At 52.4% G+C, this 10,403-nt stretch carries 12 protein-coding genes; 9 read left to right on the plus strand and 3 right to left on the minus strand.

The window, feature by feature from the left end:
• Positions 1-106: 106 nt before the first annotated feature.
• Positions 107-985: a DMT family transporter gene (locus tag PGL01S_RS21600; protein WP_127496642.1), complete on the minus strand. Its 879-nt coding sequence runs from the start codon at positions 983-985 to the stop codon at positions 107-109.
• Between the two features lie 333 nt (positions 986-1,318).
• Between PGL01S_RS21600 and PGL01S_RS21605 the strand changes: the two genes are divergently transcribed.
• The 3 genes from PGL01S_RS21605 to PGL01S_RS21610 all read left to right on the plus strand — a co-directional run bounded on the left by PGL01S_RS21605 (position 1,319) and on the right by PGL01S_RS21610 (position 3,364).
• Complete coding sequence (locus tag PGL01S_RS21605; RefSeq protein WP_127496643.1) at positions 1,319-2,089, plus strand: ABC transporter ATP-binding protein; 771 nt, start codon at positions 1,319-1,321, stop codon at positions 2,087-2,089.
• A gap of 242 nt (positions 2,090-2,331) precedes the next feature.
• Positions 2,332-2,478, plus strand: coding sequence for a hypothetical protein (locus PGL01S_RS30940; RefSeq protein WP_164775551.1), 147 nt, complete (start codon positions 2,332-2,334; stop codon positions 2,476-2,478).
• 31 nt (positions 2,479-2,509) lie between these two features.
• Positions 2,510-3,364, plus strand: a complete 855-nt coding sequence (locus PGL01S_RS21610) for an ABC transporter permease (RefSeq protein ID WP_127496644.1) — start codon at positions 2,510-2,512, stop codon at positions 3,362-3,364.
• On the opposite strand, the gene PGL01S_RS21615 is transcribed toward PGL01S_RS21610, so the two are convergent.
• Complete coding sequence (locus PGL01S_RS21615) at positions 3,361-4,155, minus strand: 3'-5' exonuclease (RefSeq protein ID WP_116394041.1); 795 nt, start codon at positions 4,153-4,155, stop codon at positions 3,361-3,363. The two genes, PGL01S_RS21610 and PGL01S_RS21615, sit on opposite strands and share 4 nt — an antisense overlap.
• A 113-nt stretch (positions 4,156-4,268) precedes the next feature.
• On the opposite strand from PGL01S_RS21615, the gene PGL01S_RS21620 reads away from it, so the two are divergent.
• The 4 genes from PGL01S_RS21620 to PGL01S_RS21635 all read left to right on the plus strand — a co-directional run bounded on the left by PGL01S_RS21620 (position 4,269) and on the right by PGL01S_RS21635 (position 7,472).
• Complete coding sequence (locus PGL01S_RS21620) at positions 4,269-4,862, plus strand: TetR/AcrR family transcriptional regulator (RefSeq protein ID WP_127496645.1); 594 nt, start codon at positions 4,269-4,271, stop codon at positions 4,860-4,862.
• A 257-nt stretch (positions 4,863-5,119) separates the two neighbouring features.
• Complete coding sequence (locus tag PGL01S_RS21625) at positions 5,120-6,151, plus strand: aliphatic sulfonate ABC transporter substrate-binding protein (protein ID WP_127496646.1); 1,032 nt, start codon at positions 5,120-5,122, stop codon at positions 6,149-6,151.
• Between the two features lie 26 nt (positions 6,152-6,177).
• The gene (locus PGL01S_RS21630) at positions 6,178-7,107 is read left to right on the plus strand and encodes a TauD/TfdA dioxygenase family protein (RefSeq protein ID WP_127496647.1); all 930 of its coding nucleotides are present in this window, start codon (positions 6,178-6,180) and stop codon (positions 7,105-7,107) included.
• A 56-nt stretch (positions 7,108-7,163) separates the two neighbouring features.
• Positions 7,164-7,472 carry a Dabb family protein gene (locus PGL01S_RS21635; RefSeq protein WP_127496648.1) on the plus strand — a complete coding sequence of 103 codons (309 nt, stop codon included), beginning with the start codon at positions 7,164-7,166 and terminating at the stop codon, positions 7,470-7,472.
• An 81-nt stretch (positions 7,473-7,553) separates the two neighbouring features.
• Here the strand turns inward: PGL01S_RS21635 and PGL01S_RS21640 are convergent, their stop codons facing one another.
• Complete coding sequence (locus tag PGL01S_RS21640) at positions 7,554-7,781, minus strand: DUF2642 domain-containing protein (protein ID WP_162862767.1); 228 nt, start codon at positions 7,779-7,781, stop codon at positions 7,554-7,556.
• A 178-nt stretch (positions 7,782-7,959) separates the two neighbouring features.
• Between PGL01S_RS21640 and PGL01S_RS21645 the strand changes: the two genes are divergently transcribed.
• Both PGL01S_RS21645 and fumC read left to right on the plus strand, forming a co-directional pair.
• Positions 7,960-8,628, plus strand: a complete 669-nt coding sequence (locus PGL01S_RS21645) for a bifunctional 2-keto-4-hydroxyglutarate aldolase/2-keto-3-deoxy-6-phosphogluconate aldolase (protein ID WP_127496649.1) — start codon at positions 7,960-7,962, stop codon at positions 8,626-8,628.
• 183 nt (positions 8,629-8,811) lie between these two features.
• Positions 8,812-10,197: a class II fumarate hydratase gene (gene fumC, locus PGL01S_RS21650; protein WP_127496650.1), complete on the plus strand. Its 1,386-nt coding sequence runs from the start codon at positions 8,812-8,814 to the stop codon at positions 10,195-10,197.
• Positions 10,198-10,403: the final 206 nt, after the last annotated feature.

Consider the following 10,403-nt stretch of genomic DNA (forward strand, 5'->3'; position numbering starts at 1 on the left):
TGTCTTCCCTTTGCAACCTTTTAGAATTGTTCAGGCAAAGGGAAGGCAACAGCAGCGGAAGGAGATACATTTTTTGCGTTCCGACTATGGCGGAATTAATCCGACCCTACTCTTTGCCGTGGCGCATAAACAGCCACACGCCGAAGAGGATTACGATGCCTGCGCCAAGCTGCCAACCCGTGAGGGCTTCCTTGAGCAGCGCCCAGGCTAACAGCGAAGCGATAACCGGCTCGCCCAGCACGGACATGGAGACGGCCGTTGCGTTCATATACTTCAGCAGCCAGTTGAACAGATAATGACCGAACAGCGTTGGCACAATCGCCAGCAGCAGGAAGATGCCCCACTCATGCGAGCTGTAGCCGGTAAACCGGTAGCCTTGAATAAGGTTATAGACGGCAAGCGTTGTAGCGGCAATGGCAAACACAAGGAAGTTATAGGCGAAGGCGCTTGTGCTGCTCCGGAGCTGCTTGCCGATCAGCATATGGAGCGCTACCGCAATCGTGCCGAGAATCGACAGGAAGTCGCCGTACAAGGCTTCCTTCGATAAGGCCAGGTCGCTCGAGCCGATAATGACCGTGCCGATCATGGCAATTCCCATGCCGAGCAGCATCATTTTGTTAGCCTTCGTTTTGAAGATGAAATAAGAGCCCAGCATGACGAGCACCGGTTCAAGCGCCAGGAAGATCGTTGAGCTTGCAACCGTGGTATGCTTGAGCGACGACATCCAGAACAGGAAATGCAAAGCGAGCATAACACCCGAAGCAAGCAGCAGCAGAAGCTGGCGGGCTGTATGGTAGAGCAGTTCCTGCTTATATTTCCATGCCAGCGGCAGCATAATCAGGACAGTCAGATAGAGTCGGTACATGCCGATAACCGAGGGCTCGGCGCTGGACCATTTGATGAAGATGGACGAGAACGAGATGGCGATGATGCCAACGACGTAGAGAAGCTCGTAGGCGGAGAAAGACTTGGATGCGCGATTCATGAATGATACTTCTCCCATGCAATAAAATTCGTATAAAAACCCCAACATGTAATACTACTACAGGCGGGTAAAGGGAGCAATTTGAAACTGTTGGTTTTAGACTTCAAAAAACGATTGACAGCTTTTTCCCAACCCGCTATGATCTTATCAACAGATACGGATTGACGAAAATGTCAGTCTGTAACAGGAGATCGAATCGACTGGACCAACCAGAGATTCAATGGAGCTGTCTGCTTAGACGTCCATTGGATCTTTTTTTATATCCTAATTCCAACTATTCCAATACGGAATAGAAAAATTAGGGAAAACAATCAAACAAAGGAGGTGCCGGTAATGTCGACGGCATTATTGGAGATTGTAGACGTAAGCAAAACGTTCCGTAATTCTAACGAAGCGGTTCCCGTGCTTGACCGGTTGAAGCTGACCATCAATCAAGGGGAGATTGTATCGATTATTGGACCAAGCGGCTGCGGGAAAAGCACGCTGCTCAAGATTGTAGCGGGGCTGGATGTTGATATCGAAGGCCGTGTTCTGCTTGAAGGGGAGCAAGTGAAGAAGCCTTCCCAGGAGAAAGGGTTTATTTTTCAGGAGCATCGTCTATTCCCTTGGTTAACGGTTGAACGCAACATCGCGGCCGATCTGTCTCTTCGCAATCCGGAGACCCGCAAGAAGGTAGATCAGCTGATCAAGCTGGTTAAATTGGAGGGCTTCGAAAAAGCATACCCGAAGCAGCTGTCCGGGGGCATGTCCCAGCGGGTGGCTATCGCGAGAGCGCTGCTCCGCAATCCGAAGGTGCTGCTGCTCGATGAACCTTTCGGCGCGCTGGATGCCTTTACTCGCAGCCATATGCAGGAGGCCCTGCTCGATATTTGGCGCGAAAACCGCACAACGATGCTGTTCGTCACCCACGATATCGACGAGGCGGTTTTCCTGTCGCATAGGGTTATCGTACTGGACCCTCGTCCCGGCCGAATCAAGACGATTGTTCCCATCGATCTTCCGTTTCCCCGCAAAAGAACGGGCTCGGCGTTCCAGGACCTCCGCACGTTAATCCTCCGGGCTCTCGACCACGAGGAGCCGGATAAAGAAACGTATACCATCTAACTCCGGCCGATGTTTAGGCCTCTTGTGACTTTTGTTTTAGCGTCCAGCGGAGATTGTTTCGGTGGAATGCGACTTTGCGTGTTTTGTATCGGCTAGCGAAGGTTGTTTGGTCGAGTGCGAATGTCCGCGCTGTAAGCGGAGGTTGATCGGTCGAGTGTGGCAATTGCGCGTTTTAAAGCCAGCGGAGGTTATTTCTGTCGAATGTGACTTTTCTGCTGTTAGCGGAGGTTGATCGGTCGAGTGTGACTATTGCGCGTTTGTTTCAACCTTTGAAAATTCTAATTCAAGAAACAAACCGCAAGGAACAATCGATCGATCAACCGGAGCGCCGCAAGGAGCAGTCGATCGAAATAACCGTAGCGCCAAACCGCAAGGAGCATCTGCTCTAAACAACCGGAGCCATGAAAGGATGAATAAGCCATGTCTAATCCTGCTACTGAAGCAATAAAAGGAGTATCCCCGGCGGCTTCCAAGCCTGCCGCTGCCGTTCGCGCCGCCAGGATGAAAGGCGATTTCAAAGGAAGAAAACTGCTGATGGGCAGCTTGCTGCCGCTTATTATTATTGGAAGCTGGCAATACGTCAGCGGCACGGGAATCGTAGACGCGATGATGTTCCCGGCGCCGTCCTCCATTATTAAAGAATTTTATGAAATGATCGTCTCCGGAGAGCTGTTCCGCCATCTGGAGATTAGCGTGCTGCGGGCATTGTTGGGCTTTTTGCTAGGCGGCAGCCTTGGCCTTCTTTTTGGCCTTACGGTTGGCATGTTCAGCAAGGTCGAGGAGATTGTAGATCCTACCGTTCAAATGATCCGCACCGTACCGCTCCTTGCGATTACGCCGCTGTTTATTTTGTGGTTCGGGTTTGGGGAGACGTCGAAAATTCTGCTGATCGCGCTTGGAGCGTTTTTCCCGCTCTATGTAAATACGTTTCTGGGCGTACGGAACGTGGATTCCAAGCTGTTTGACGTGGCGAGGGTATTGGAATTCAAGAAGGTGAACCAGATGATCCGCCTTGTCCTTCCGGCGGCTATGCCGAACGTGCTGCTGGGACTTCGGCTTTCGATCAGCATTGCATGGCTGGTGCTTGTCGTGGCCGAACTGATGGGTGCCGACCGGGGCATCGGCTATTTGATCCAGGATGCCCGGTCGTTTATGCGCACCGAGGTTGTGTTTATCGGCATTATTCTGTTTGCTGCCGTCGGCAAGCTGACGGACTCGCTAGTACGGGTACTGGAGCGGCGCCTGCTCAAATGGCGTGACAGCTACAAGGGTTAGCTGCCGGCAGGGCTTTGCTGCGGCGGAGCCTGCCGCGGCGGTAGCTTGGCGGCCTCCGCTTCGAAGTATTCCTTCAGCTCGGCTTCCTTGCGAGGATCCGTTAAAGCAATTTTGCCTTCCAGATGCTTGCTGACCAGCAGCTCCCAAGTAGGAGCTGCTTTTTGAGAACGCATCGCGCGCACGGCGTTTTTGACCATGCGGCGTTCCTTCGCGTTAGTGTACAGATCCTTGTATTTCTGCTTATAGGCGTCGAGGTCCAAGTGATCGAAGATGGCGCGGAACACGCCAGCCGTCATGATCGCATCGTCCAGCGCACGGTGTGCATTTCCTTCGAAGACGAGGTTAAGATCGGCCAAAGCGGCTTCTACGCTGACGTCGTTTGTGATATTTTTATAGCGGAGATAGCCCTTCAGCAGGTCGAAAGTATCCATGGACAGCCAGAAGGCGTCGTCCAGCTTATGCATCCGCGTATCGTAGACGATCCGCTTCAAGTCTTCGCCGCCCCAAGTAAAGAGCATAAAGGGCTCTCCGCGGTCCAGCCACTTCATAAACTCGCCGATCACGCGAGGGAATTTTGGCGCTATATCAATTTCTTCCTGCGGAATACCCGTCTTTTTCTTAATAAAGGAATTCAGCTTGGAGAAGTAGACCGGCTTGATCAAGGAAGAAAAAATATCGGTCTGCTGTAAATCGGCATTCAGCCGTACGGCGCCAATCTCAATGACTTCCATGGGGAGGTCGCTTGCGAATTTGCGTCCGTTAAATTCAATGTCCAGAATTATATAATCCATGTATTAACCCCCGATAAATTGCTCATGCCTATCCATTCTAACAGAAATGCGAAGGAAACAGGAATGAGCGTATGAGAACCTCTTGAGAGGATCATGGCGAAGGAGCAGATATTATGGCCAGGAACGTCATCAAAGACCAGCAGCAGAGGGAACTGCGCCGCAATCAGATATTGTCGGCGGCGGCTTCCGTCTTTACCGTGCGCGGCGTAGCCGTAGCGAAAATATCCGATATCGCGACCGAAGCGGGATTAAGCTACGGTCATGTTTATAATTTTTTCGAATCCAAGGAGAAGATTCTATTGGCACTTGTACAGTCCTCGCAGGAAAGGTACACCGAGCTGCTGCTCGAAGCACGCGGCGGCAGCGGTACGTCACTCGATAAGCTCAGATGGCTCATCGAACAATACCTGCAGAAAGGCAGGACGTCCACGCATTTCTGGGTCGTGCTGCAGGCGCAGGCGACCGAGGTGCTGAATCCGGAGGAGAAAGCGGAGATTAATCAGAAAGCCCAGGCTAACCGCGATCTGCTCGCGGATATTATACGCGACGGGCAGGCGGAAGGTACAATCGTGGAAGGAGATGCGGTTGAACTGGCAACGCTGTTGCTGTCGCTGTTTCAAAGCACGTCGATATGGGGCTACCGCGGCTTTGGCGAGCCATCCGGCCATGCCGTCGATATTATGCTGAGGCTTGTTGTCAAAAAGTAAACCAAGCAGGTTGGAATAATCGGAAAAAAGTGGTTGACAGCCAAAAAGTCAGCTGGTATGATCAGAATCACCAAATGACAAATTGATCATTTTATCAGTTTGTCGAACGAAGAGAATGAAGAATCGACTGGACGACCGGAGATTCGATTTCCTAACCTTTTACCTGATCACAGGGGGAGGGCAGGGATCGAATCTTTTTTTATTCTCTAAATCCGATTAAACAAATAAATAAACTTGTATTAAGGGAGATGGAGCATATGAAGAGAAACAAGTTTCGGGCTTTAACGCTGACAGCTTTGACGGTAGTTGCGCTGGTTACGGTGCTGGCCGGATGCGGCGGCAAGTCGTCGAAGGATTCAACCGCATCCGCGGCATCGGCTAACGGAGGTGCGGCTGAACGGCCGCATGTAACGGTTAATGTGGCTATCAACGGAGGATTATCGCCGCTGCTTCTCACAAAGGAAAAGGGATGGCTTGAGGAGGAGTTCAAAACGCTTAATGCCGACGTCAACTGGAGCGAATTCCAGAGCGGGCCTCCGCTGCTCGAGTCGCTTGCATCCAAACGCGTCGACCTCTCCTTTCTGGGGGATGGCGCTACGATTTCCGGTTTATCGGCCAACCTGCCTTTCGAGGTTATCGCTCTTCTAAGCGACGGCAAGCTGTCCAACTCGATTATTACGCCGAAGGATAAAGGGGTCTCGAAGGTTGAGGACCTGAAAGGCAAGTCCATTGCGGTCGCCAAAGGTACAACGGCGCATGTGTTCCTGCTGAAGGTGCTGGAGAAGTATGGGTTAAGCGACAAGGATGTCAATCTGATTGCGCTGCAGCCGGAGGATGCTTTGCCGGCCTTCGAGACTGGCAAAGTGGATGCCTGGGTAACTTGGGATCCTTACACGACGAAGGAGACGGCATCGGGCAAAGCGACGGTTATCGCGGGCTCCAATGAAGGCATTGCCGCACCTGTATCGGCTATCGCGAGAACGGATTTTGCCAAGAGCAATCCGGAGCTGGTCACGGCGTTCCTGAAGGTTTACAAGCAGGCGATTGATTGGCAGAACGCCAACACCGACGAAGCGGTTAAGATTTATGCGGATCTGAAAAAGATTGATGCGGGCGTGGTAAAAGCGCTGCTCGCCAGCTCCGCGCCTAGTCTTCGCGCTTATTCGCAAGAAGAGCTGGATGCGCAGCAGAAGTCGGCGGAGCTCTTGCTCAGCAACGGCTTCATTAAGAATAAGATTAGCTTCCAGGATCATGTCGACGCGAGTTTTCTTGAGAAGCTGTCCCAATAAACCATTTATAAAAGGAGCGATTAACCATGACTCAATTAACCGTAGACACATCCCGTCAATTTGATCTCTTTTCGAAACGCACGATTCAAGGCGGCCCGCGATTCCTGCAGCGTTTGGCTGATGGCTTGGAAGACCGTCCTTATACTCTGTTTACGCTGAAGCCGCTCGGCCCGGTCATCGGTGCAGAAATTGAAGGCGTAGATCTCAGGGAGCAAGTGTCACCGGAGGTTAAAGCCGAACTTCACCGCGCGCTGCTGGAATGGAAGGTTGTATTCTTCCGCAACCAGGACATTACGAGCGAGCAGCAGCTGAATTTTGCAAGACAATGGGGAGAGCTGGAGAACCATCCGTTCCTGCCGAAGGGTGCGGCGGCCGAGATTACCCGTTTCGAGAAGGATGCGAACATGAAAGGGCAGGAGAACAACTGGCATACCGACGTAAGCTGGCGCTTGGAGCCATCCTTGGGAGCTGTTCTGCGGTTGTCCGAGGTGCCTCCTCAGGGCGGAGATACGCTGTGGGCGGACATGGGGGCTGCTTACGATAACCTTCCTGAAGCCGTGAAGGAGCGGATTAACGGCTTAACCGCTATCCATGATTTTACTCCGACGTTTGGCCGGAACATGCCGCCGGAGCTGCTTGCGCAGAAGCAGGCTGAATTCCCTGCTGCCGAGCATCCGGTTGTCCGTACGCATCCGGAGACGGGACGCAAGACGTTGTTCGTGAATCCAGTTTTTACGACGCGTATTGTTGGCCTGGATGAGGAAGAAGGAGAGAAGCTGCTCCAGTACCTGTTCCGTCAAGCGGAGATTCCGGAATACCAAGTGCGCTTCAACTGGGAGAAGAATTCGATTGCGCTGTGGGATAACCGCGCGACCCAGCATTACGCTTCTTCCGATTATTATCCAAACCGTCGCGTAGCGGAGCGGATTTCCATTCTTGGCGACCGTCCTTATTAATTATATACTTAGGGCAGGCTTGGCCTATCATAGCGTTCTAAAAGGAGAGGAAGCACTTGCCCGCAACAACATGGATTCAGCATTCCGTTATTTTTACCTTGAAGCATGCCGAAGGCTCGGAGCAGGAACGTCTGTTTCTCGAGGACGGCAAAGCGATTCTAAGTTCTATTCCCACGGTTCAGCAGTTCCGGGTTTTCCGACAAGTAAGCCCGAAGAATGATTATAAATTCGGATTCTCGATGGAGTTCGCCGATCAGGCGGCTTACGAGGCTTATAACGCGCATCCGCTGCATGTTGCCTTCGTATCGGAGCGTTGGGAGAAGGAAGTAGAAGCGTTCCTCGAAATCGATTATTCGGAAGTTTAAGAAGTATAGACAATGGGAGGGTGTTCCTCTGGGGCCGGTTACGGCTGCGGGGAACACCCTCTTTTTGCTACCGCAAAGCGATTAATAGGCCGGTTCGAAGGTAAACGAGGCAATATTCATAACAAGCACGTATTTGGTCTGGTTCGTATCCGTGGTCAAGGTGAGGTAAGCAGGGTCAAAAGCCGTCAGAATGCCTTGTACATCGCCGGCTGCGGTCGATACGGTCATAAGTTGGCCCTTGTGGCGGGTCATCAGGGAGAAAAGAGTGGAGCCCGGCGTAATCAGATGGGAGGCGGATGGCGTTGTCATTGGATTCATTCCTTTCTGGTGAGGTCTGACTCGTATATTATAAGTATCCGCTTACAAGCGAAAACGGAACCAGTTTTTTTGCAGGGTTGTCCGATTGTTAAACATAGGCCTATAATGGAGCGGGAATGTTCAATCTTTTTGCGTTTATTTCACCTATGACTATGGGAGGTCATTTTTCATGAAGAAGCTGAAAGTACTTGGGCAATTAACAGAGGCGGGTGTCGTTGCGGTTCTGCGCGCGGATTCGCCGGAGGAAGTAGCCGAGATGGCGCGCCGTGCCATTAAAGGCGGAATTAAAGCGATTGAAATTACGATGACAGTGCCGTTCGCGCTCCGTGCGATCGAACAGCTGTCCAAGGAGTATTCCAGCACGGCTTCGCCGGATGCGGACAACTTCGCGATTATCGGCGTAGGCACCGTGCTTGATCCGGAAACGGCACGCGCGGCGATTATGGCCGGAGCTGAATTTGTAGTGGCACCTGCTTTTAACCCGGATACGATTAAGCTTTGCAACCGTTACGCGATTCCGGTTATGCCGGGCACGATGACGGTTCATGAAATTCAAAGCGCGCTTGAGATGGGCGTTGACGTAGTTAAGCTGTTCCCTGGCAACCTGTTCTCGCCAAGCATTATTCCATCCATTAAAGGTCCGCTGCCGCAGGCAAACATTATGCCAACGGGTGGCGTATCGCTCTCCAACCTGAAGGATTGGGTCAAAGCGGGAGCCGTAGCCGTAGGTATCGGTTCCGACCTGACGAAGGATGCCGTAGCAACAGGCGACTTCTCACTGATCGAGCAAAAAGCAAGCGCCTATATAGAAGCCTATCGCGCCGCGAAAGGGCTGTAAGATTTGGAAACGTCCCGGGGATGGAGAGCGTAGCTGCTCCCTCTTGGGGCGTTTTTGCTTGACGGGCCTGGAATTATGCCGTCCCGGCATGGATATGAGGCGGTAATCGTATTGAAATGACCGGGTGATTTTGTATAAAGTAGTACTATGTGCATGTAAACATGAAGGAGGCCGTTAAAGAGCATGGAATACCGGATTGAGAAAGACACAATGGGCGAGATCAAAGTTGCTGCGGACAGAATGTGGGGAGCTCAAACCCAACGCAGCTTGGAAAACTTCAAAATCAGCGGCGAGAAAATGCCGCTTCAAGTCGTATATGCGATGGCGATCATCAAGAAAGCAGCTGCGAACGCAAACCTGAAGCTTGGCAAGCTTGATGCGGAGAAAGCCGGCGTTATCGGCGAAGCGGTTGACGAGATTCTGGCTGGCAAATGGGACGAGCATTTCCCGCTTGTTGTATGGCAGACAGGCAGCGGCACGCAAACGAACATGAACGTGAACGAAGTGGTTGCTCACCGTGCGAACCAATTGCTTGCCGAACGCGGCAGTGAAGCCCGCATCCACCCGAACGACGACGTGAACCGTTCCCAAAGCTCGAACGATACGTTCCCGGCCGCTCTGCATATCGCGGGCGTCATCGACGTGGAAGACAAGCTGATCCCTTCGATCGATGTACTGGCAGGTACTTTTGTCGAGAAGATGGAGAAGTTCGACAACATCGTCAAAATCGGCAGAACGCATCTGCAGGATGCTACTCCGATCACGCTTGGCCAAGAAATCAGCGGCTGGCATGCGATGCTCGAGAAAACACGCGCGATGCTGATCCAAAGCATCGATCAAATGCGCGAGCTGGCGCTTGGCGGTACGGCGGTTGGTACGGGCCTGAACGCTCATCCGGACTTCGCGGTGAAGGTAGCGGAAGAAGTAACGGCTCTGACGGGCAAAACGTTCATCACGGCTCCTAACAAGTTCCACTCGCTGACAAGCCATGATCAAATCGTGTACGCGCATGGTGCAGTAAAAGCACTCGCGGCGGATCTGATGAAGATTGCGAACGACGTTCGCTGGCTGGCAAGCGGTCCTCGCTGCGGTATTGGCGAGATCTCCATTCCGGAGAACGAACCGGGCAGCTCCATCATGCCGGGTAAAGTAAACCCTACGCAAAGCGAAGCGCTGACAATGGCCGCTTGCCAAGTGTTCGGCAACGACGCAACGATTGGCTTCGCGGCAAGCCAAGGCAACTTCGAGCTTAACGTGTTTAAGCCGGTTATTATCTACAACTTCCTGCAATCCGTTGCCCTGATGGCGGACGGCATGATTTCGTTCAATGATAACTGTGCGATTGGCATCGAGCCAAACGAAGCGGTAATCAAGCGCAACCTCGAGCAATCGCTCATGCTGGTAACGGCGCTGAACCCGTACATCGGCTACGAGAACGCGGCGGCAATCGCGAAAAACGCGCACAAAAAAGGACTGACGCTGAAAGAATCCGCGATCGCAAGCGGCCTTCTCACTTCGGAGCAGTTCGACGAATACGTGAAGCCGGAAGCAATGGTCGGCAAACATTAATAGATGAGGCAGGCTCCGGGATTCCCGGAGCCTTTTTTTTGTTCGCGGACAATCCGGGAGGCGGATCGCGTAGCTGGCGTTCCTAAGGGACCTTAACGGAGTTCGTCGGAGAACGCTGAAACTAGCCGGGTTGAGGGTCTTAAGGTAGGCCGAAGCAGCAGAGACTGGTTTGGTTGCAGGAGGCTGGCTAAGCTAAGTTTAACGAT

It is taken from the genome of Paenibacillus glycanilyticus NBRC 16618, from assembly GCF_004000805.1.
GTDB lineage: Bacteria > Bacillota > Bacilli > Paenibacillales > Paenibacillaceae > Pristimantibacillus > Pristimantibacillus glycanilyticus.